General features: G+C 50.7%; 20 protein-coding genes, 1 tRNA gene and 1 rRNA gene. 20 read left to right on the top strand and 2 right to left on the bottom strand.

All coding sequences use genetic code 11. The features are described 5' to 3' along the window. Positions 1–226 precede the first annotated feature (226 nt). Positions 227–314: transfer RNA gene (locus B5E82_RS09035), tRNA-Ser, on the bottom strand. A gap of 340 nt (positions 315–654) precedes the next feature. Here B5E82_RS09035 and B5E82_RS09030 point away from each other — a divergent pair. The 7 genes from B5E82_RS09030 to B5E82_RS09005 all read left to right on the top strand — a co-directional run bounded on the left by B5E82_RS09030 (position 655) and on the right by B5E82_RS09005 (position 6,410). Beyond that, positions 655–1,728, top strand: a complete 1,074-nt coding sequence (locus B5E82_RS09030) for a 6-phosphofructokinase (protein WP_087307242.1) — start codon at positions 655–657, stop codon at positions 1,726–1,728. Between the two features lie 70 nt (positions 1,729–1,798). Continuing rightward, positions 1,799–3,397, top strand: coding sequence for a DNA polymerase III subunit gamma/tau (gene dnaX / locus B5E82_RS09025; protein ID WP_087307241.1), 1,599 nt, complete (start codon positions 1,799–1,801; stop codon positions 3,395–3,397). Between the two features lie 12 nt (positions 3,398–3,409). After that, positions 3,410–3,760, top strand: a complete 351-nt coding sequence (locus tag B5E82_RS09020) for a YbaB/EbfC family nucleoid-associated protein (protein ID WP_087307240.1) — start codon at positions 3,410–3,412, stop codon at positions 3,758–3,760. After that, positions 3,760–4,356, top strand: coding sequence for a recombination mediator RecR (gene recR, locus B5E82_RS09015; protein WP_087307239.1), 597 nt, complete (start codon positions 3,760–3,762; stop codon positions 4,354–4,356). The genes B5E82_RS09020 and recR overlap by 1 nt, the downstream gene beginning before the upstream one ends. Beyond that, a complete protein-coding gene (locus B5E82_RS18115; RefSeq protein ID WP_162610749.1) occupies positions 4,356–4,502 on the top strand; it encodes a hypothetical protein in 147 nt (48 codons plus the stop codon). Before recR ends, B5E82_RS18115 begins: the two co-directional genes overlap by 1 nt. A 142-nt stretch (positions 4,503–4,644) precedes the next feature. Next, positions 4,645–5,481 carry a transketolase gene (locus B5E82_RS09010; protein WP_087307238.1) on the top strand — a complete coding sequence of 279 codons (837 nt, stop codon included), beginning with the start codon at positions 4,645–4,647 and terminating at the stop codon, positions 5,479–5,481. Then, positions 5,469–6,410: a transketolase family protein gene (locus tag B5E82_RS09005; RefSeq protein WP_087307237.1), complete on the top strand. Its 942-nt coding sequence runs from the start codon at positions 5,469–5,471 to the stop codon at positions 6,408–6,410. Before B5E82_RS09010 ends, B5E82_RS09005 begins: the two co-directional genes overlap by 13 nt. Positions 6,411–6,534: 124 nt before the next feature. Here B5E82_RS09005 and B5E82_RS09000 read toward each other — a convergent pair whose 3' ends face one another. Beyond that, on the bottom strand, positions 6,535–7,191 hold the full coding sequence (locus B5E82_RS09000) for a YczE/YyaS/YitT family protein (protein ID WP_242966286.1): 657 nt from the start codon (positions 7,189–7,191) through the stop codon (positions 6,535–6,537). A 318-nt stretch (positions 7,192–7,509) separates the two neighbouring features. On the opposite strand from B5E82_RS09000, the gene B5E82_RS08990 reads away from it, so the two are divergent. From B5E82_RS08990 to B5E82_RS08930, 13 genes are all read left to right on the top strand, one after another. Then, the gene (locus B5E82_RS08990; RefSeq protein WP_087307235.1) at positions 7,510–8,874 is read left to right on the top strand and encodes a LysM peptidoglycan-binding domain-containing protein; all 1,365 of its coding nucleotides are present in this window, start codon (positions 7,510–7,512) and stop codon (positions 8,872–8,874) included. 46 nt (positions 8,875–8,920) lie between these two features. Then, the gene (locus B5E82_RS08985; RefSeq protein WP_087307234.1) at positions 8,921–10,414 is read left to right on the top strand and encodes a DUF5711 family protein; all 1,494 of its coding nucleotides are present in this window, start codon (positions 8,921–8,923) and stop codon (positions 10,412–10,414) included. A 12-nt stretch (positions 10,415–10,426) separates the two neighbouring features. Beyond that, positions 10,427–10,996 carry a CvpA family protein gene (locus tag B5E82_RS08980; protein ID WP_087307233.1) on the top strand — a complete coding sequence of 190 codons (570 nt, stop codon included), beginning with the start codon at positions 10,427–10,429 and terminating at the stop codon, positions 10,994–10,996. Positions 10,997–11,029: 33 nt separating this feature from the next. Then, positions 11,030–11,446, top strand: a complete 417-nt coding sequence (locus tag B5E82_RS08975; RefSeq protein ID WP_087307232.1) for an acyl-CoA thioesterase — start codon at positions 11,030–11,032, stop codon at positions 11,444–11,446. Positions 11,447–11,646: 200 nt separating this feature from the next. Further along, entirely contained in the window at positions 11,647–12,513 is an 867-nt protein-coding gene (locus B5E82_RS08970; RefSeq protein ID WP_087307231.1) for a sulfite exporter TauE/SafE family protein, read from the top strand. 243 nt (positions 12,514–12,756) lie between these two features. Beyond that, positions 12,757–13,254 carry a PTS sugar transporter subunit IIA gene (locus B5E82_RS08965; protein ID WP_162610748.1) on the top strand — a complete coding sequence of 166 codons (498 nt, stop codon included), beginning with the start codon at positions 12,757–12,759 and terminating at the stop codon, positions 13,252–13,254. A gap of 31 nt (positions 13,255–13,285) precedes the next feature. Further along, positions 13,286–14,104 carry a PRD domain-containing protein gene (locus tag B5E82_RS08960; protein WP_087307229.1) on the top strand — a complete coding sequence of 273 codons (819 nt, stop codon included), beginning with the start codon at positions 13,286–13,288 and terminating at the stop codon, positions 14,102–14,104. Between the two features lie 62 nt (positions 14,105–14,166). Then, complete coding sequence (locus B5E82_RS08955; RefSeq protein ID WP_087307228.1) at positions 14,167–15,756, top strand: PTS transporter subunit EIIC; 1,590 nt, start codon at positions 14,167–14,169, stop codon at positions 15,754–15,756. A gap of 24 nt (positions 15,757–15,780) precedes the next feature. Continuing rightward, positions 15,781–17,142, top strand: a complete 1,362-nt coding sequence (locus B5E82_RS08950; protein ID WP_087307227.1) for a 6-phospho-alpha-glucosidase — start codon at positions 15,781–15,783, stop codon at positions 17,140–17,142. Between the two features lie 154 nt (positions 17,143–17,296). Next, positions 17,297–18,925, top strand: a complete 1,629-nt coding sequence (locus tag B5E82_RS08945) for an amidohydrolase (RefSeq protein ID WP_087307226.1) — start codon at positions 17,297–17,299, stop codon at positions 18,923–18,925. A gap of 326 nt (positions 18,926–19,251) precedes the next feature. Next, a complete protein-coding gene (locus B5E82_RS08940) occupies positions 19,252–19,464 on the top strand; it encodes a hypothetical protein (RefSeq protein ID WP_140393109.1) in 213 nt (70 codons plus the stop codon). Between the two features lie 168 nt (positions 19,465–19,632). Beyond that, the gene (locus B5E82_RS08935) at positions 19,633–20,355 is read left to right on the top strand and encodes an MBL fold metallo-hydrolase (protein WP_242966285.1); all 723 of its coding nucleotides are present in this window, start codon (positions 19,633–19,635) and stop codon (positions 20,353–20,355) included. Between the two features lie 392 nt (positions 20,356–20,747). After that, a 16S ribosomal RNA gene (locus B5E82_RS08930) occupies positions 20,748–20,958 on the top strand; the annotation flags it as partial.

Raw genomic sequence — 20,958 nt, 5'->3', positions numbered from 1 at the left:
GCAAGGCACTTGAACGACGCGTACAGGGCGTACGCGGAGTGAAAGTAACGCAGCAGGGGCGCAAATTCAGCCATTTTTGACCGTATTGTCCCTTGGTACGCCGACGCTACCCTCCAAATACAAAAATATTTTTGATACAGCAAGAGTATGCCTTCTCCATTCAGGATAACATAAAAGAGGACGCCATTCCACCCCCTTCAGGGCATGAAATGACGTCCTTTTTCAGCGGAGGAGGAGGGATTTGAACCCTCGCGCCGTGTTACCGACCTACTGGTGTTCGAAGCCAGACCCTTCAGCCGCTTGGGTACTCCTCCAGACTGCTATCTATCATACAATATCCGGAGAAAATTTTCAAGACATTCCCTTGCGGGTTTTTACATTTGTTGCTGTATTTGCTGCTGCAACAGTTCAGTTCAGGTCCGCGCACATGCTGCGCAGACCGTAAGAACATGATTCAGAAGTGCAAAATCCCGCCACTCTCAGTCCACATGCGGGCTTGCCCCCTCTGGCTTTTTATGATAAAATTCAATTATTAAAATTCCCGGGAAAACGGAAGGAGAAGCCGGATGCCGGGATGCCATGCAGGCGGGGGAAGAATACGGTGCGTGAAGAGAAACTGCATGGACGAAATATAAAGAGATGGAGGCATGTTGTATGAAACGAATCGGAATGCTGACCAGCGGCGGAGACTGCCAGGCACTGAACGCGACGATGCGCGGCATCGTAAAGGGAGTGTGCAACGCACTGGACGAGGTGGAGCTTTATGGATTTGAGGAGGGCTATAAGGGCCTGATTTACGGAAATTACCGGATGCTGACGCCCAGAGATTTTTCGGGAATCCTGACAAAGGGCGGCACGATTCTGGGAAGCTCTCGTCAGCCGTTTAAAATGATGAGAGTCCCGGATGAGAACGGACTGGACAAGGTAGAGGCCATGAAGCAGACATACCACAAGCTGCGTCTGGACTGCCTTGTGATCCTGGGAGGAAACGGAACCCAGAAGACAGCCAACCTTCTGCGGGAGGAAGGCCTGAATATCCTGCATATGCCCAAAACCATTGATAATGATATCTGGGGAACGGATATGACCTTCGGCTTCCAGAGCGCGGTAGACATCGCTACCCAGGCGATTGACTGCATCCATACGACGGCAGCCTCCCATGGACGCGTGTTCATCGTGGAAGTAATGGGTCATAAGGTGGGACAGCTTACGCTGTACGCAGGAATCGCGGGCGGAGCGGACATCATCCTGATTCCTGAGATTCCCTACAGCATTGACAGCATCTGCAAGGCGATAGAGGCCCGCAATAAGCAGAAGAAGGGCTTCACCATCCTTGCGGTGGCGGAAGGAGCCATCCCGAAGGAGCGGGCCGAGATGAGCAAGAAGGAACTGAAGAAGTTCATGGAGACTTATCAGTATCCGACCGTATCCTACGAGATCGCGGCCCAGCTTACAGAGCGCCTGGGCACAGAGGTCCGGGTGACGGTTCCGGGCCATACCCAGAGAGGCGGAAGCCCCTGCCCCTATGACCGTGTGCTCTCCACAAGACTGGGCGCGGCAGCGGCGCAGGCCATCGTGGACGACGATTACGGCTACATGATCGGTATCGTGAACAATGAATGCGTAAGAGTTCCGCTGGAAGAATCCGCGGGCAAGCTGAAGTTCATCGATCCGAATTCTTCCATCATTTCCGAGGCGAAGATGATTGGAATCAGTTTTGGAGATTAAAAAGACAGCAAAAAGGGAGACTGCCGCGGAACCTGTTCCGCGGCGGCTTCCGGATAAGGGGATTTGACCGATGTCGTATATGGCCCTTTACCGAAAGTTCCGGCCTTCCGAGTTCAGCGAGGTCCGGGGCCAGGAGCATATCGTAACTACTTTGAAAAATCAGATAAAGGCAGACAGAATCGGCCATGCCTATCTGTTCTGCGGCACCAGAGGCACCGGAAAGACCACAGTGGCCAAGATTTTCGCCAAGGCAGTGAACTGTGAGCACCCGGTAGATGGAAATCCCTGTGGAACCTGCGCGGCCTGCCGCTCTATTGCGGCAGGCACTTCCATGAATGTGATAGAGATCGACGCGGCCTCCAATAACGGCGTGGATAATATCCGCGAGATCCGGGAAGAGGTAGCTTATTCTCCCACAGAAGGGAAATACAAGGTCTATATCATAGACGAGGTGCATATGCTTTCCATCGGGGCCTTTAACGCGCTTCTCAAGACCCTGGAGGAGCCGCCGTCCTACGTGATCTTTATTCTGGCGACTACGGAAGTCCACAAGATTCCCGTGACGATTCTTTCCCGGTGCCAGAGGTATGATTTCCGGCGGATTACGGCGGACGTGATCACGGACCGGCTCCGGGAGCTGACTGAAAGAGAAGGCGTGCAGACAGAAGAGAAGGCTCTGCGTTATATCGCAAAGGCAGCGGATGGCTCCATGCGTGACGCGTTAAGTCTTCTGGACCAGTGCATCGCCTTTTATCTTGACCAGGAGCTGACTTACGACCACGTGCTGGATGTGCTGGGGGCGGTGGACACAGAAGTCTACAGCAGGCTGCTGCGCCTGACGCTTAGCCAGGATCTGCCGGGAGTCATGGAGCAGATCGAGGAACTGGTGGTCCAGGGCCGGGAGCTTTCGCAGTTTGTGACGGATTTCACCTGGTATCTCAGGAATCTGCTTCTGCTGAAGACCTCAGACAATATGGAAGATGTGCTTGACGTCTCCACGGAGAATCTGAAACGGCTTCAGGAGGAGGCCAGGATGATTGAGACGGATACGCTGATGCGGTATATCCGGATTTTTTCCGAGCTCGGGGGGCAGATCCGGTACGCGTCCCAGAAAAGGGTCCTGGTGGAAGTGGCTTTTATCAAGCTCTGCCGGCCTGCCATGGAGACAAATACGGATGTAATCCTGGATCGAATCCGGATTCTGGAGCGGCAGCTGGAGGAGAGCCTGGAGGAAATCGCGTCAGGCGGCGCTTATCTGTATCAGAATTCCGGACAGCAGGGACACAGACGGGAGGCTTTTCCGGCACAGGTGGAGACGGAAGCGCCGCCTCCTGCGCCGGAAGCGCTTCCGGAGGATGTGGAGGCTGTGGTAAAAAACTGGCATCAGGTAACGAACCGTCTCCATCCCCTTCTGCGCACGTATCTGAAGGGAGCCAGACTGAAAGCGCTGGGAGGAGGAAAGCTGGGAATTATCGCGGCTACGCCTACCGGCGAGGCATTTTTAAAGGAAGAAGCGCATCTCCGTGAGATACGGAATGTGATTCTGCAGGATACGGGGAAAGAGATGGAAATCCTCGTAGCCTGCGCGCAGACGGACCCTCATAAGGACGTGGGCGCGATCGATATAGAACAGGTGATCCATACAGAGATCGAATACGAAGACGAATAGGAGGATTGTAAGATGGCAAAAAGAGGTGGATTCCCCGGAGGCATGGGAATGCCCGGAAACATGAATAATCTGATGAAGCAGGCGCAGAAAATGCAGCGCCAGATGGAGGAGAGCCAGAAGGCGCTGGAGGAGAAGGAGTATACGGCGGCTGCGGGAGGCGGCGCGGTAGAGGTGACTGTATCCGGAAAGAAAGAGCTTACAAAGGTAAAAATTGATCCCGACGCAGTGGACCCGGATGATGTGGAGATGCTGGAGGATCTGATTATGGCTGCGGTGAATCAGGCTCTGCGGCAGCAGGAGGAAGATTCCGCTGCAGTGATGTCGAAGCTGACCGGGGGCCTGGGCGGAGGCTTTCCGTTCTGATGGATTACTATGGAAGTCAGCTCAGCAGGCTGATTGAACAGCTTTCCTCACTCCCGGGGATCGGGAGCAAGACCGCCCAGCGTCTGGCCTTTCACATTGTCAATATGCCTGTGGAAAAGGTGCAGGCTCTGGCGGATTCTATTATTGACGCGAAGAAAAATGTGCGCTACTGCAGGGAGTGCTTTACGATGACAGACCAGGAGCTCTGCCCTATCTGCAGCAATCCCAGGAGGAACCACCGGATGATTATGGTGGTGGAGAACACCCGGGATCTGGCGGCCTATGAGAAGACCGGAAAATACGATGGGGTTTATCACGTGCTGCACGGGGCCATTTCCCCAATGCTGGGTATCGGACCGGGCGATATCCGGCTGAAGGAGCTGATGACGCGCCTGCAGGGAGATGTGGATGAGGTTATTATCGCGACGAATTCCAGCCTGGAGGGCGAGACCACGGCGATGTATATCAGCAAACTGATTAAGCCCACAGGCATCAAGGTCAGCAGAATCGCCAGCGGCGTGCCGGTAGGCGGCGATCTGGAATATATCGATGAGGTAACTCTTCTGCGCGCGCTGGAGGGAAGAATAGAACTGTAATGGATTTTATCAAGGGACAGAGAAGAGAGACGGAAAGAAAAGGACAGTATAAAATCCTCTGGGGAGTGCTGGCGGCCGTTGTGATTTGGAGCGTTCTGAGCGCGGCTGCTTATCTGGGCCTGGGATTTACGCCCAGGGCATGGTGACGGAAAATATTTGGGGAAAGAACCGCTTGACCAGCCTGATTTCTCCCGGTATACTATAAAAAGAAGCTTATTTCGCCGGCGTGGGGAGGAAGGTATTTCTGCGTGGCGGAGAGTGAAAAAAATATTAAAAGGTGGGACAAACATGACGAATTTAGAACTGCAAAAGATGGCTAACGAAGTCCGTAAGGACATCGTTACTGCCGTTCACAGCGCAAAGTCCGGCCATCCGGGCGGTTCCCTGTCGGCAGCAGATGTGTTTACATATCTGTATTTTGAGGAGATGAATATTGATCCGAAGGACCCGAAGAAGCCGGACCGTGACCGCTTCGTGCTTTCCAAGGGCCATACGGCGCCGGGACTGTATTCTGCGCTGGCTGAGCGGGGCTTCTTTCCCAAGGAAGACCTGACGACGCTGCGTCAGATCGGTTCACATCTGCAGGGACATCCCTGTATGCAGCACACACCGGGACTTGACATGTCCAGCGGCTCTCTGGGCCAGGGCATTTCCGCGGCTGTGGGTATGGCGCTTTCCGCGAAGGTATTTGGCGACAGCTACCGTGTGTATACCCTGCTGGGAGACGGCGAGCTCCAGGAAGGCGAGGTATGGGAGGCTTCCATGTTTGCCAGCGCGAAGAAGCTGGACAACCTGTGCGTGATCGTGGATAATAACAATCTCCAGATCGACGGAACCATTGACGAGGTTAACTCTCCGTATCCGATCGACGAGAAGTTCAAGGCTTTCGGTTTCCATGTAATCAATGTGAACGGACATGATTTCGATGAGCTCAGAGCCGCTTTCGCAGAGGCGAAGACGGTAAAGGGACAGCCCACAGTGATTATCATGAAGACGGTCAAGGGCAAGGGCGTATCCTTTATGGAGAATAACGCGGCATGGCACGGATCGGCGCCCAACGATGAACAGTACGCAGTGGCAATGGCAGATTTGGAGAAGGTAGGTGAAGCATTATGTCAGAAGTAAAGAAGATTGCAACGAGAGAGAGCTACGGCAACGCTCTGAAAGAGCTTGGCGAAGAGAATCCCAATATAATAGTGCTGGATGCCGACCTGGCAGGAGCCACAAAGACCGGCGTGTTCAAAAAGGCGTTCCCGGATCGTTTCTTTGACTGCGGAATCGCAGAGTCCAATATGATGGCGATCGCCGCAGGCGTCGCTACCACCGGAAAGATTCCGTTCTGCAGCACATTTGCCATGTTCGCGGCAGGCCGCGCTTACGAGCAGGTGCGCAATGCGGTGGGATATCCCCATCTGAACGTGAAGATTGGAGCTACCCATGCAGGCGTATCCGTAGGAGAGGATGGAGCTACCCATCAGTGCAATGAAGACATCGCTCTGATGCGCACGATTCCCGGCATGACCGTTATCTGCCCCGCAGATGATGTAGAGGCGAGAGCGGCGGTAAAGGCTGCGGCAGAATATGTAGGACCGGTTTATCTCCGCTTCGGAAGACTGGCAGTTCCGGTATTCAATGACGAGGCTACTTATAAATTTGAGATTGGAAAGGGAATTCTCCTGAGAGAGGGAACCGATCTGACGATCGTGGCTACAGGTCTCTGTGTCAACAGCGCTCTGGAAGCGGCTGAGAAGCTGGCTGCTGACGGCGTGTCCGCAGAGGTTATCAATATCCACACCATCAAGCCTCTGGATGAGGAGATTATCCTGAACTCCGCGAAGAAGACCGGCAAGGTCGTAACGGCTGAGGAGCATTCCGTAATCGGCGGTCTGGGCAGCGCAGTATGCGATCTGTTAAGCGAGAAGCTGCCGACTCCGGTGAAGAAGATCGGTGTATACGACACCTACTGCGAGTCCGGTCCCGCTGTAAAGCTGCTTGAGAAGTATAAGCTGGATGGAAACGGCGTATACGAGCAGATCAAAGACTGGCTCAAATAAAACCGGCGGACAGCGGATATAAGAGAAAAAAGAGGTAAGAATAAAAAGCTCCCGGGCGGGTCTGCACAAAACAGACCGCCGGGAGCTTTTTGCGCGTGAAGTTTTCCGCAGGCACCGCCATGTCTCAGCCGGGAAATGCCTGCCGCTTCAGTTTCTCCTGAAACAGGTGGTTAAACAGCGCAATCACGCGTCCCACGCCAATCATGGCGATGAGAGTGCCGAGGCCCACGCCCACCAGCCTTCCGGCGGCCGCAAAACCAATGAGCGTGGAAACAATAACGCAGCTGATATCCACAAGATTTTTTGCCGTACCCAGATCTTTTCCGATCCGCATGGACACAGCCTGCACGAAACCGTCTCCAGGATTGGCGATCAGGTTCATATCCACAGTCAGAGCGGCTCCGGCGCCTGTCAGGATAATTGCAGCCGTCAGAACAGCCAGCCGCAAAGCAAAGCTGGAATCTGTAAAATCAAACCATGCTGTGAACAGGTCCAGAAAACGAGTGAAGACAATGCTGAGCGGGATCTGCAGGATGTCGGTCCAGCGCCGGTTTTTCCCCTTCAGAATAAATTCCAGCATTACAAAGAGAACATAGAGGGCCAGAGTCAGATTCGCAAAACTTACAGGCCAGAGAAACGAGAGGGTGTAGGGAATGGAGATGATCGGAGAGCTTCCGAGGTTTGATTCTGCGTTCAGGGTCAGTCCCATGGCCAGAATCAGCATACCGATGATGTAATAAAACCATCGGATCAGTTGTTTTTTGTTAAAATGAAATTGCAAAGGGAATTCCTTCTTTCGGATGTTTTAATGTTTTATTTCTTTGAGAGCGGCTGCAGGATCTGCGGAAAAAGACTGCCGCTTTTATGCCGGAATCTATTTTAACATTAAAACCAGAAAAAGTATAGCGCTTTGCAGGAATACAGAAAGCCCGGAAGCTCTCTGCGGAGTCCGGAACAGAAGAAAATATGTCGAAAAAAATTCCGTTTCCTTCGACGAAATACGATAAATCACGCGGAACCTCTGTGCTATGATTCAGATAATCAGCCGGGGCATGTCCAGATATGGCCGGCAAATATGGAGGGCAGATGAGGTGAAAGCATGATTGAATTCGTTTATAAAGAGAAGGCAAAGGAAACCGGCCCGGAACGGAAGCTGGATCTGCCGAAGAATGTCCGGCAGATTGGAGAGCCGGAAGAAAACCGGAAAATCTATATAGAGGATTATGTGATTACATATCTGAAACGGTTTGCGAAAGAAGAAGCGCTGAACAGCCGGATAGCGGTGCTGCTTGGCGATTCGGAGCGTATGGGAGGAATTCCCTATCTGTTTATCAAGAGCGCGGTTGCGCTGAAAGATCTGGAGTACAGCGAAGGGGGAATCCCTTTCACGGATGAGGTTTGGGCTGAAGTTTACAGCACGATTAAAGAATATTTTCCGGCGCAGGATATTCTGGGCTGGTTTCTTTCTGTGCCCGGCTATCCCATGGATCTGGACCCGGGGCTGGCGAAGATACATGTCAATTATTTTGGCGGTGTGGACAAGGTTCTGATGGTGGCGGAGCCTACAGACGGAGACGAGGATTTCTTTGCTTATGAAAATGGAAGGCTGACGCGCCAGAAAGGTTACTACATTTTTTATGAGCGTAATGAGGCGATGCAGCGCTATATGATAGACACGGGAGACGGTGAAAGCATCGACGACCGGGAGCAGTTTGAAGATCGGGCGATTAAGAGTTTCCGGGCTATCGTACAGGAAAAGAAGGATTTGTCGGGCCAGAAACGAGTCATGACCTTTCTCTATACGGCCAGCACCTTTCTTGTGATGGTTGTGCTGGTGATAGGAATTACTCTGATCAATAATTATGAAAAAATGGAGGGGCTGGAAATGGCCCTCAGCGATATTTCCCGGGCTCTGGAGAACCAGGAGGCCGCGGCAGGTGCGGGCATGGAAAACGGAGCAGATGGAAGCGAACTGTCCGATGCGGCGGTAGAAGCGTCTTCTGCGGCGGCGGAGACGGAAGCAGGGGACACTTCTGAAAGTAGTGCGGGAGATTCAGAAGACGCGGCAGACGGTGCAGATGCAGACGCATCGGCGGATGATACGGCGGCCCAGACCGCAGATAGTGCATCCGGAGATACCGCGCAGACAAAGGGACCAGCGGAAGAAAATTCCGGAGAGAGTGCGCAGGTACAGGAACCGGCGGAAGAAAATTCCGGAGAGAGTACGCAGGTACAGGAACCGGCAGAAGAAGTGACGGATGAGGAAGCGGCGTCTGAGACAGCTGTGGAGGATACGTCTGAGAATACGGCGCCGGAAACCTATACGGTGCAGCAGGGGGACACCCTTCTGAAGATCAGCCGTAAGATTTACGGCCGGGATGACCAGATAGATGCCATCTGCAGTCTGAATGGGATAGAAGACAGCGACCATATTCTGGTGGGACAAAAACTTTTGCTTCCGTGATTGATTTATGCTATCATATAGGAAAAAATCAAAGGATAAAGGGCGAATGGCAAATATTACGCAGCTTTACAAAACGCCTCCCCATGGAGACGGCGAAATGGATGAATATAAGAAAAAGCTGTTTCGGCACCGCGCGGGTCTGGGAATCCGTTTCCTGACAGCCGCGGTTGTTGCGGCGGTAATCGTTCTTGGCGTCTGGATCTGGTCCCGAAACCGGACTTATACAGATTACGAGGTGGTTTCCTCCGTGGAGCAGACAAGTTCGGTCAATACACAGTATGCGGAATACAATGGACGCCTTCTCAGATACAGCCGGGATGGAATCTCATGTGTTGATTCCCGGAATGAAGCGGTCTGGAGCCAGACCTATAATATGCAGTATCCGATTCTGGATATATGCGGAAATTCGGCGGCTGTTGCGGACCAGCAGGGAAATGAAGTCTATGTATTCAATACGCAGGGACTTCTGACACAGATTACCACACTGCTCCCGATTCAGCAGGTCAGCGTGTCTTCCCAGGGGGTTACGGCTCTGCTGCTGAACGGCAGTGATGTCTCCTGGATTTATCTCTATGACGCGCAGGGAAATATGCTGGCAGAATCCAGATGCAGCCTGGATGAAACCGGGCAGCCTCTTTCCATCAGCGTTTCCCCGGATGGAACGAAGCTGGCTGTATCTTATCTGCAGGTGCAGGGGGGCACAGCGGGAAGCTGCATCGTTTTTTATAATTTTGGTTCGGTGGGAGCCAATTTTGTAGATAAAATTGTGTCCTCTGTGGTTTATGAGGATATGATTATTCCAAGAGTGGAGTATCTGAGCAGCTCCGTATGCGCGGCAGTCTCCGAGCAGGGGATTATCTATTATGAGGGAGCGGAGATTCCGGAGGAAGCCTCCGCAGTCGCGGTAAATGCTGAGATACTAAGCGTCTTTTTCGGAGAGGACCGGGTAGGAATCATTACAGAAGAATCCCAGAATCCGGAAGAGATGGAGGAGCCTGCGGCGGCTTCAGAGAATACGGAAGACACGGGAAACGACAGCGCAGGAGAAGACGCGGAAGAAACTGGAAGCGCCGAAAACGCTGAAAGCGGAGAAGACGCCGAAAGTGGAGACGCAGAGGCGGGAACGGAAGACCCCGGAAGCTCTGGAGACGAAGCGGCGGCAGAAGATACGGCGGCAGAGGAAGAGGATACGGAGACCGGGAAGAGTACAGAGAATACAGAAAATGCGGAAAAGACGGAGAATACGGAGAGGAGCCGGCAGACAGAAGAAGAGGAAGGACGATATCAGGTAAATGTATATGATACTTCCGGACGGCTGACGCTGTCTCTGCGGACGGATTTAAAATATACGCAGGCTAAATTCTCCGGAAATATGCTGATCCTTTACGGAGATACAGAGTGTGAGATCTACAGTGGGCAGGGAGTGCTGAAATATGCGGGGGCCTTTGACACTGCTATTGCGGATTTGTATAAAACGTCTGGCTTCCAGAGATATGTCGTTGTGTTTTCGGATCGGACAGATACTATCAAGCTGAAATAAGGAGAAAAACATATGAATTGGTTGCTGCCTGCAGTGGTGGTCTTTTTGATACTGGCTGCCTGGGACGGACATCGAAAGGGATTTATCAAAAAACTGGTGGGAATTGTGAGCCTGGTGCTTACGCTGGTTCTCACTTCTGTGGCATCGCCGCTTGTGGCAGAGTTCCTGAAGGAACATACCGGCATTTATACCATGCTTCAGAACAGCATCAATGCCAGCGACGCAGAGCTTTTGGATACGCTGCAGATGCTTGGGCTGGGAGACGCGGTGAGCGGATATCTGGCTGAACAGATTCTGCAGACCTTCGCGTTTCTGATTACACTTCTGCTGGCGGGAGTCCTGGTGCGCGGCATTGCGTTTTCGCTGGGGCTTGCGGCAAAGCTCCCGGTGCTTCACGGCATCAATAAGCTGGCTGGCCTGGTCTTTGGATTTGGGGAAGGTCTGCTGGTGGTCTGGATTTTCTTTTTTGTGGTTACGGTCTTTTCGCCTACCAACTGGGGAGAAGAAATGTTTGCCATGATATCAGACAGCCGGATACTTACATGGCTGTACCGGGAAAATATCTTGTTTGGCCTTCTGTAATGTACGGTATGATAAAAGGAAAGGACGAGAAACATGTTTGTCTACAAGAGAAGAGCGCAATATCATGAGACAGATCAGATGGGAATCATCCATCACTCCAATTATGTAAAGTGGATGGAAGAAGCGAGGGTACGCTTCATGGACCTGCTGGGACTGGGCTACCGGGAAATGGAGGAGCAGGGGATTCAGTCGCCCGTGGCGGGCATCTCTGTCGATTATAAGAAGAGTTTCCGTTTTGACGATGAGGCGGAGATTCGTGTATTTGTCACCAAATACAACGGAGCGGTTCTGGAACTAGGGTATGAGTTCGTGAATGTGGATTCGGGAGAAATCTGCACAAAGGCTTCTTCCCGCCATGGCTTTATAAAAGATGGAAAACTGGTATCGCTGAAGAAGGCTCTTCCGGAGCTGGATCAGAAGATTCGGGAGTATGTGGGAAAGGAAAAATAAAAGCCTTCTTGACAAACGCAGGGAAACCGTTTATCATTAACCGCAGAGTGTTACTGTTAAATCAGGCATGACCGGAAAATATGCGCAGGCATATATTTTGGTTGTGCCTTTTTTGCTGTGTTTCAAAAAGGCAGAGCTTTTACAGACTGTCGAAAAGCGGGCGGCGATAGACCGCCCGGGACGCACGGGAGGGAGAAGATATGACAGTGACATGGAGAGAAATTCTGTTTTTCCTGATTTTGTTTGGGGCAAATCTGATTCAGGCTATCACAGGCTTTGCGGGAACGCTTCTGGCCATGCCGCCCAGTATGCAGCTTCTTGGAGTGGACGAGGCCAAGTCGGTTCTGGCGGTTCTTGATCAGCTTTCCTGCCTGTTGATTGTTCTGACCGGTTTCCGGCATATTAACTGGAAAGAGTTTGGGAAGATGGCGGTTCTCATGGTGGTGGGAATGTTTGCGGGAATGAAAATTTTTGAGGCGTTCCCGATTCAGCAGCTTCTGACACTGTATGGCGTCATGATTCTCTGCATTGCCTTGTGGAAGCTGTTCGGACAGAGGCTGATGAAGAAAAGCGGATTGTCCCGGGTGCGGGGGGCGGAAGCTCCGCAGACTGAAGAAAATCAGCAGACAAATCCGCAGACAGCGGAGACAGGACAGGCGGACGGGCTTCCTGCGTCTGCGGCGTCTGTATCTGTAAAGAAAAAGGGATTTCCGCTTCGAACGGCGGGGATGCTGTGCGTGATTCTGGCGGCCGGCGTGATTCACGGAATGTTTGTGTCCGGCGGAGCTCTGCTCGTTATTTATGCTTCTTCCGCTCTGAAAAAGAAAGAGGAGTTCCGGGCCACTATGGCCATGCTTTGGGTGACTATCGGCTGCTATATTACAGGAAATCAGATTCAGTCCGGCTATTTCAATTCCCAGGTGATCTTTTTGTGTCTGGTGGGAATGATTCCGCTGTTTGCCGGGATTTGGGCCGGGACAAAACTGGTGAAGCGGATTGATCAGGAGACGTTCCTGAAACTGACGTATGTGCTTCTGATTGTTTCCGGGGTGCTTGCGATTGTATAAGGTAAATTGCACAAAAACACGGAAATAAAATTGTTAAAACTGACAAAAAGAAGAATGATACAAAATTTACTTGACATTTACTGCTGCAATTACTATAATGATAACAAAATTTGAGATGCGTGTTACTGTTAAATCAGGCATGAGTTCTCTTCTCTACGGAGGAGGATTCATGCCTTTTTTGTGCGGCAGTTTCGGCCGGACTGCCAGGGACAGGGAGGCGCGCAGGCAAAAGGGAGGATGAGAATGTTTCAGTTTTTTAAGAAAAAACCTGATTTGGAAAAAACAGGTCTGGAGCTTACAGCTATGACGGACGGACGCTGTATTCCCCTGGAGGAGGTTAACGATCCGGTATTTTCCGGAAAGGCGCTGGGAGATGGAATTGCCATTGTTCCGGAGGACTGTGTGATTGCGGCTCCCTGTGACGGAACAGTGTCCATGCTGGCGGAGACGCTTCATGCGTTTGGCATGACAAGGGATGATGGACTTGAGCTGATGGTGCATATCGGCATTGATACGGTTGCTCTGAAGGGAGAGGGCTTTGAGGCTCTGGTTTCCCAGGGAGACCAGGTGAAGAAGGGAGAGCCTCTGATTCGTTTTGACGCCGCGTTTATGGAGAAGAAGGGAATCGATATGACTACCATGCTGATCCTTCTGAATCCCGGACAGTATCAGTTTAAAACGCTGGCTGGCGGACAGCAGGTGAAAAAGAATGTTGATACCGTAATTGAATGCAGCCGGTAAAATCTTTGAGCGAGTGGGGACTTTAAGTGAGATGGAAGCCGTAAAGGTATATAACAATAATGCTGTGTCGGCGGTACAGCCGGACGGGCGTGAGGTCGTTCTGGTCGGCTCCGGAGTAGGCTTTGCCAAAAAGCCCGGAGATACCATCGATGAGCGGAAGATAGAAAAAACCTATTACATACAGAGTGAGTTTCAGACAAAGTTTCTGCAGCTCATGAAGGATGCGGGACCGGATGCGATCCGCGCGGCGGAAGATATTCTGAAATATGCGCGGGGGAAAGGGCTGGAGCTGAAAGATCAGCTGCTGGTGTCGCTGATTGACCACATCTGCTTTGCCATCGAACGATATGAGCAGGGAATTGACCTGCCTTATCTGATGCTGGCAGAGACCCGGCTTCTCTATCCCAGGGAATTTGAAGCGGGAAGATGGGCCCTGGATCAGATCGAGCTCCGCTGCGGTGTGCGGCTGCCGGATTATGAGGCGGGCTATATTGCGCTGCAGCTCGCGAGCGCGTCCATGAACCGCGAGATGACCTATAATACTCTGAAGCTTACCAAAGGATGCATGGATATTATCCGTGATACCTACGGAGTAGAGCTGGACCCGGACCAGATTGACACGGTGCGTCTGACCACTCATCTGAAATTTCTGGCACAGCGCATTTTTCAGCAGGTGCAGTGGACCGACGACGATATGGAAGGGCTTCATGAGATGCTTCTGAAAAAGCATAAGCAGAACAGAAAGTGTATGGAGAGGCTAAAGGAGTATATCCGGGATAATTTTGATTATACCCTGAACGCCCAGGAAGAGGTGTACCTGCTGGTACATCTGAGCAAGATATTTTATTAGCTGTTTATGGCTTTTAAACAGCTTTTAAAGAGTTAAAAAAGTTTCAAAGGAGAAATACTGTTATGAAGAAAAAGATTATGGGAGCTTTGGAGAACTTTTCCAAAGCCATGCTGCAGCCACTGATGTATCTTTCTGTGGGCGGCCTGATCCTGGCAATCGGCGCGCTGCTCACCAATTCAGCTATTTCGGGAGCTCTGCCGTTCCTGAAATGGGCTCCGATTCAGATTCTTGGAAATCTGATGTATCAGACTATCTATGTTATTGTCAACAACCTGGCCGTGCTGTTTGTCATCGGTATTCCGGCGGCTATGGCGAAGAAAGACAAGCATCACGCAGGCATTATCGGACTGATGTCCTATCTGATGTATCTGACCACTTCCAACGTGCTCCTGAGCACCATGGGACAGCTGGCAGAGCCCAATGAGATGCTCGGCCTTGTGGGAACGGGTCAGACTGAAATCCTGGGCATCCAGTGCGTGGATATGAGCGTGTTCGGCGGCATTATCCTGGGCTGTCTGACGGCGTATGTATTTAACCGCACCTACAATAAGAGGTTCAACGGCGCCATGCAGATGTTTTCCGGCGTGCGCTTCTCTTTCCTGATTATGATTTTCGTGTCCATGGTATTCGGCGCTCTGAGCAACCTGGTATGGCCGGTAGTTCAGTCCGGAATCTCTGCGCTGGCAAATGTTATCAGCGGCAGCGGAGCCTTCGGCCTCTTCCTGTATGGTTTCCTGGAGAGACTGCTGATTCCGACGGGTCTTCACCACCTGGTTTACACACCGTTCCAGTTCTCTGACCTGGGCGGAGTCCTTCAGCTCGGCGATACCACTGTGGCGGGAGCTTATGCCATCGCCATGACAGAGCTGAACATGCCGAATGTGACGCAGATGTCCGACAGCATTTATTATATGGCAATCGGCTTCACCAAGATGTTTGGATATATCGGTATTGTGGCGGCGTTTATTCACACAGCCCGTCCGGAAAACAAGAAGCGTGTCCGCGCGACCCTGATTCCGCTGGTAATTACTTCCTGTATCGCGGGTATTACGGAGCCTATCGATTTCATGTTTATCTTTGCGGCTCCGGTGCTGTTTGTACTGCATGCGGCGATTGCCGGCCTGTTTATCGCGCTGCTGAAGATCTTTAACGTAACTGCGTTCTGCGGAGGAAATATTATCACTTCCTTCCTGACCAACCTGGCCGCAGGTACGGAGAAGACAAACTGGCCCATGATGTATGTGCTTGCTGTGATTCAGATTGTTGTTTACTTTGTACTGTTCACTTTCCTTATTAAGAAGTTCAACCTGAAGACTCCGGGACGCGAGGATGTGGACGCGGCCCTTGCGGAAGCGGAAGGCATCGCTCCCACAGCTGCGGAAACCGGTAAGAGCTCCAAGGCAAGCGCTCTTACAGCCAATGTGGCAAGTCTGGTAGAAGGACTTGGCGGCAAGGAGAATATCAACAGCACAGAGAACTGCTTTACCCGCCTGAGAGTAAATGTGAAGGAACCCTCTCTCTTAAAGGATGAGCTGATTAACAAGGTGCCCAACAGCGGTATTGTAAAGAAGGGCGACGATATCCAGATTATCATCGGCCTGCAGGTTGCCGAGCTGCGGAACGCAGTGGAAGATTACCTGAAAACCATTTAAAACAGAAGTCAGGAGGAAAAATAAATGATTATTACTATTGTCGGCGGCGGAAGTACCTTTACACCCGGAATTGTGAAATCAATCGCGCTCCGCAAGGACGAGCTGGAAGTAGACGAGATCCGTCTCTTTGATATTGACAGAGAGCGTCAGGACAAGCTGGGCGTGTTGGTAAAATGGATTCTGGAAGAGGATCTGAAGAGCGGAATCAAGCTTACCGTTACCTATGATGAGAAGGAAGCATACACAGACGCAGATTTCATCTTTGCCCAGATGCGTGTGGGAAAATACGCCATGAGAGAGATGGACGAAAAAATTCCGCTGAAGCACGGCTGTGTGGGACAGGAGACCTGCGGCTGCGGCGGAATGGCATACGGCATGCGTACCATCTTCCCCATGATCAAAGTGATTGATGATGTGGAGAAATACGCGAAACCCACCTACTGGATTCTGAACTATTCCAACCCGGCGTCCATCGTATCCGAGGCGTGCAGAAAGCTGCGTCCGAACGCCCGTATTATCAACATCTGTGACATGCCTATTGCCATCATTGATGTGGTAGCTGCGGCGCTTGAGGTGAATAAAAAGGATTTGGTATATGATTATTACGGACTGAATCATTTTGGCTGGTTTACCTCCATCGAGTACAAGGGCGAGGATGTGATGCCGAAGCTGCGCGACTACATTATGGAGCAGGAGATTCTGCTTCCGGCGGCTTACTTAAAGGATAAGCAGGCTCTGACCAGCAGCGGCAGCAGCGGTGGAAACCGCCACACAAAGGGAAGCTGGTATTATGTATGGAAGGGCGTTTATGAGATCATGCAGAATTTCCCGGAGACCCTGCCGAATACCTACCTGAACTATTATCTGCAGCAGAAGGAATTCGTAGAGCATTCCGATCCGACCCATACCCGCGCCAACGAGGTTATGGAGACCAGAGAGAAAAATCTCTTTGACGGAATCGACAGATATCTGGCAACCGGCGAGATCGACGAGAGCGTATTCTACGCGGGAAGCCACGGCGACTGGATTGCCGATCTGGCGATTGCGCTGAAGAATGATACGAAGGCCCGTTTCCTGGTTATCACCGAGAACCGCGGCGCGATCCCGAACATGCCCTATGACGCTATGGTCGAGGTTCCGGCCTATATCGGAAAGAAGGGACCGGAGGTTATCGCGCAGAATGAGATCCCGCTGTTCCAGCAGGGTCTGATGATGCAGCAGTTAAACAGCGAGAAACTGCTGGTAGAGGGCTGCATCGAAGGCTCCTATGAAAAGGTGCTGCAGGCGTTTACCCTGAACAAGACAGTGCCGAGCATGAAAGTGGCAAAGGAGATCCTGGATGATATGATTGAGGCCAATAAGGAATACTGGCCCGAGCTGAAATAAATCCGGTTCAGCCGCAGACTGCGGCTTTCTAAAAATTTGGTCCAGAGACTGTGTCTTTGGACCAAATTTGTGTATACTGATACATAAGATGATGATCCTGCGTCAGCCTTTTTGGACAGCGCAGACAGAATGACGGGAAAGGAGAACGGGTTTCATGCAGAAATTATATTATGGCGGAGATATCGTCACCATGCGGGAAGAGACGGACGCGCCGGAGGCGGTTCTGGTCACTGACGGAAAAATCAGCTATGTGGGAGAGCTTGCGGAGGCGCGGCGGCAGTGTCTGCCGGGCGCGGAAGAGATCGATCTGGAAGGAAAGACGCTGATGCCATCCTTTATCGATCCCCACAGTCATATTGCCATGCTGGCCCAGTATACGGATTTTGCGAATCTGGGGAAATGCACCAGCTTTAAGGACCTGGCGGTGACGCTTTCTGACTGGCTGAAAGAAAAGCGGCTGGCAGAAGGAGAGGTTCTGGTGGGCTACGGATATGACCATAATTTTCTGGACGAGCAGCAGCATCCCACGAAAGAGGTCCTGGACAGGGTGTCCGACACCATTCCTGTCTGCATCCTGCATACTTCCGGCCATATGTGTGTGGCGAACAGCGTGCTTCTGCGGGAGTGCGGGATTACAGCGGATACGCCGGACCCGGAGGGCGGAAAATTCGGCCGGGAGGAAGATGGGACGCCGAATGGCTACATTGAGGAAGTCCCGGCTATGGTGAAGGTTCTGATTCCGGTGTTCTCCAGAGTGAAGGCGGATTTCGCGCGGCAGTTGGAAAAGGCGCAGCAGATCTACCTGAAATACGGAATCACCACAGTGCAGGATGGCTCCACCAATGCCTCCGGTTTTCAGAAGCTGGCAGAGTGCGCAAAAGAGCAGGTGTTCCATTTGGATGTGGTGTCTTATGTGCTGGCGGACGATCTGGAAAAGACAGCTGAAGAGTATCCGGAATATTATCAAAAGTACCATAACAGGCTGAAAATCGGAGGAGCGAAGCTCATTCTTGACGGCTCGCCCCAGGGACGCTCCGCATGGCTTCGGAAGCCTTATGAGGGGGAAGAGACTTATTGCGGCTACCCGGCCCACACGCAGGAGGAGACAGACCGCTGGGTGGAGACGGCTGTGGAGAAAGGGTATCAGCTCCTGGCCCACTGCAATGGAGACGCGGCCTCCGGCCAGTATCTGGCAGCCTTTGAAAAAGCTGCCGCAAAGACCCCTGAAAATCCGGAGAAAATCCGGGCCCTGCGGCCTGTCATGATTCACTGCCAGACCGTGGGAGACGACCAGCTGGATGAAATGAAAGAGCTCGGCATGATTCCGTCCATATTCGTGGCGCATACCTGGTACTGGGGAGACGTGCATCTGAAAAATCTGGGCTCTGTGCGGGGCGCGCATATCAGTCCGGCCCGGGCTGCCATGGAACGGGGGCTGATTTACAACTTCCATCAGGATACTCCGGTGGTGGAGCCGGATATGCTGCACACGGTATGGTGCGCGGTAAACCGCGTTACGAGAAGCGGGAAGCCCATCGGACAGGAACAGTGTATCGGCGTCTATGAGGCGCTCAAAGGCGTAACTATCCACGGCGCCTATGCTTATCATGAAGAGGAGCGGAAAGGCACGCTGGAGGCGGGCAAGCTGGCCGATATGGTAATTCTGGACCGCAATCCGCTGAAGACGGATAAAATGCAGCTCCGGGATATCCAGGTGCTGGAGACGATCAAGGAAGGGAAGACGCTGTACATCCTGCGCCCGGACGAGAAAAAGAATGAATAATTAAGGTATAAAGAAATAAGAGCATAAAGCGGAGGTGCTGACAGCATAGATTGTGATTGGTCAAAAGCTGTCAGTGCCTTTTGATATTTTGCAGAGTGTCAGCGGTTGGAACTATTATGATCCTAAATCCAGTGTCCTCCATATTCTGTTTTCAAGGTGCTGTCCATCGATGAACTACTTTAAGTCTACACCTAAATGACCGCCCGCCCCGTATATCCGAAAGATAGGAAATCGGCCTGAAAACAGGCTGTTTCCACGCTCTCGGAATTGTGGTAGTATGATAAATGCAAAGAGACAAATCGTAATTGGTGAAAGGGCGGGATGGTTTGAAAATTGTATATAAGGGTGTACTTTGCGAAACAGGATATGAGCGAATAATGGGAGAGAGTGTGCCAGCACTCTTTTTATTAGATAGCCCAAATTCAGAGAAAACGTACGAAGCCGGATTTGAAGAAATGCATTATGGGCGCTGGGTCAAATTATTAACTGAAACGGAATTTAAAGAAGTGTTGGATTTAATCGAAAAGAAATATATGTAAGATAATCTCTGCTTATTGGGCAAATTTCCATTTGTCGGGCAGACAGGGAGGGAGAGCGCGGAAAAGAATTGCACAGAAGTCGGATTTACTGGAAAATCCAAACCTACAGCGTGGACGGAAGTAAAAAGCGATAGGTATGAATTTGCCGGAGAACATAGGAGAACATATATGAAAATATATAATGTAGGGAACAGAGTTATGAATACATATCTTTATCGAATTAAAGATGGGTATGTAATGATTGATACTGGATATGAAAATAGTTATCAGAAGTGTACTTCATCTATGAAACGACAAGGAATTTCATGGGATGATGTCAAATATATTTTTCTGACACACGCTCATGATGACCACGCAGGCTTTTTGAAAGAAGTATTGGATAAACATTTAAATATTACTTGTATTATAAGCGATAAGGCATTTTCAGTTTTAGCCAAAGGGCAAAATTCTTTCAATGGGGGGTGCAGCAGCAGATTAGCTTTGCTCTTCTGTTACATTATGAAAATAGTGGGTAAAGGAAAACATCTTTTTCCTGCAGTAAATGAAACCTACGCAAACAGACTGATTAGTATAACAAAAGATAATATTGCTGAAATAGAAAGGATGTTGTCTGGCAAAATATTATTTACGCCAGGACATACGACAGACTCTATTTCTTTAAGGGTGAAAAACATGATATTCTGTGGAGATGCCGCTATGAACGGTGTGCCAAGTCTACACAGGATAACGATATGGATAGAAAATAAAAAAGAGTTTGAAAATTCATGGCAAGTATTATTGAGCGAAAACGTAGAGTATATTTACCCGGCACATGGAAAACGATTTAAAAGCAGTGATTTGCATAAGTTTAAAGCTAAAATCAATAAGATTAAGTTATATCCTTTGAAATGATAATAATATCATAATTTCTCAGTCTTTGAGATTGATAGTAAAGCCAGGCGGTTCTCAATATTTCCTGCAAAATAAAAAAATAAAAAAATGAAAAAAACTGTTGACATTTGTTTCCCAGTGTGGTAAATTAACTAAGCTGTCTCGAGGGACAACGAGTTCTTGAAAAGGAAACAACAAAAACTTCAAAAAAGTTAAAAAAGTTGTTGACAAACAGGAACGGACATGATAAAATGTCAAAGTTGCGTCTGAGAGATGCACAGCGAACCTTGATAACTGAACAGTGCTAAGAATCCTTGAAAATTCTTAAGAGAATTGTTCAAAGAACAAAACCTATTTATAACAGTAAACGGGAAAGAGATTGCCAGAAGCGATTTCTGACCTGGAGAAAACTTTAACATGAGAGTTTGATCCTGGCTCAGGATGAACGCTGGCGGCGTGCCTAACACATGCAAGTCGAACGAAGCACTTATCTTTGATTCTTTCGGGATGAAGAGATATTTGACTGAGTGGCGGACGGGTGAGTAACGCGTGGGTAACCTGCCTCATACAGGGGGATAACAGTTAGAAATGACTGCTAATACCGCATAAGCGCACGGAATCGCA

The sequence above is a fragment of the Lachnoclostridium sp. An138 genome (assembly GCF_002160765.1).
Taxonomy (GTDB): domain Bacteria; phylum Bacillota; class Clostridia; order Lachnospirales; family Lachnospiraceae; genus Laedolimicola; species Laedolimicola faecalis.
Note: the sequence above shows the minus strand (reverse complement) of the source record. Positions and strands in the feature narration are given on the sequence as shown.

What these genes read in the sequence shown, in the direction of transcription:
- B5E82_RS08935 (WP_242966285.1), top strand. Translation starts at nt 19,633, where the DNA reads ATGAAAATATATAATGTAGGGAACAGAGTTATGAATACATATCTTTAT.
- dnaX (WP_087307241.1), top strand. Translation starts at nt 1,799, where the DNA reads ATGTCGTATATGGCCCTTTACCGAAAGTTCCGGCCTTCCGAGTTCAGC.
- B5E82_RS08980 (WP_087307233.1), top strand. Translation starts at nt 10,427, where the DNA reads ATGAATTGGTTGCTGCCTGCAGTGGTGGTCTTTTTGATACTGGCTGCC.
- B5E82_RS08950 (WP_087307227.1), top strand. Translation starts at nt 15,781, where the DNA reads ATGATTATTACTATTGTCGGCGGCGGAAGTACCTTTACACCCGGAATT.
- B5E82_RS09030 (WP_087307242.1), top strand. Translation starts at nt 655, where the DNA reads ATGAAACGAATCGGAATGCTGACCAGCGGCGGAGACTGCCAGGCACTG.
- B5E82_RS08990 (WP_087307235.1), top strand. Translation starts at nt 7,510, where the DNA reads ATGATTGAATTCGTTTATAAAGAGAAGGCAAAGGAAACCGGCCCGGAA.
- B5E82_RS09005 (WP_087307237.1), top strand. Translation starts at nt 5,469, where the DNA reads ATGTCAGAAGTAAAGAAGATTGCAACGAGAGAGAGCTACGGCAACGCT.
- B5E82_RS08975 (WP_087307232.1), top strand. Translation starts at nt 11,030, where the DNA reads ATGTTTGTCTACAAGAGAAGAGCGCAATATCATGAGACAGATCAGATG.
- B5E82_RS08985 (WP_087307234.1), top strand. Translation starts at nt 8,921, where the DNA reads ATGGCAAATATTACGCAGCTTTACAAAACGCCTCCCCATGGAGACGGC.
- recR (WP_087307239.1), top strand. Translation starts at nt 3,760, where the DNA reads ATGGATTACTATGGAAGTCAGCTCAGCAGGCTGATTGAACAGCTTTCC.
- B5E82_RS09010 (WP_087307238.1), top strand. Translation starts at nt 4,645, where the DNA reads ATGACGAATTTAGAACTGCAAAAGATGGCTAACGAAGTCCGTAAGGAC.
- B5E82_RS08970 (WP_087307231.1), top strand. Translation starts at nt 11,647, where the DNA reads ATGACAGTGACATGGAGAGAAATTCTGTTTTTCCTGATTTTGTTTGGG.
- B5E82_RS08945 (WP_087307226.1), top strand. Translation starts at nt 17,297, where the DNA reads ATGCAGAAATTATATTATGGCGGAGATATCGTCACCATGCGGGAAGAG.
- B5E82_RS09020 (WP_087307240.1), top strand. Translation starts at nt 3,410, where the DNA reads ATGGCAAAAAGAGGTGGATTCCCCGGAGGCATGGGAATGCCCGGAAAC.
- B5E82_RS08960 (WP_087307229.1), top strand. Translation starts at nt 13,286, where the DNA reads ATGGAAGCCGTAAAGGTATATAACAATAATGCTGTGTCGGCGGTACAG.
- B5E82_RS18115 (WP_162610749.1), top strand. Translation starts at nt 4,356, where the DNA reads ATGGATTTTATCAAGGGACAGAGAAGAGAGACGGAAAGAAAAGGACAG.
- B5E82_RS08965 (WP_162610748.1), top strand. Translation starts at nt 12,757, where the DNA reads ATGTTTCAGTTTTTTAAGAAAAAACCTGATTTGGAAAAAACAGGTCTG.
- B5E82_RS08955 (WP_087307228.1), top strand. Translation starts at nt 14,167, where the DNA reads ATGAAGAAAAAGATTATGGGAGCTTTGGAGAACTTTTCCAAAGCCATG.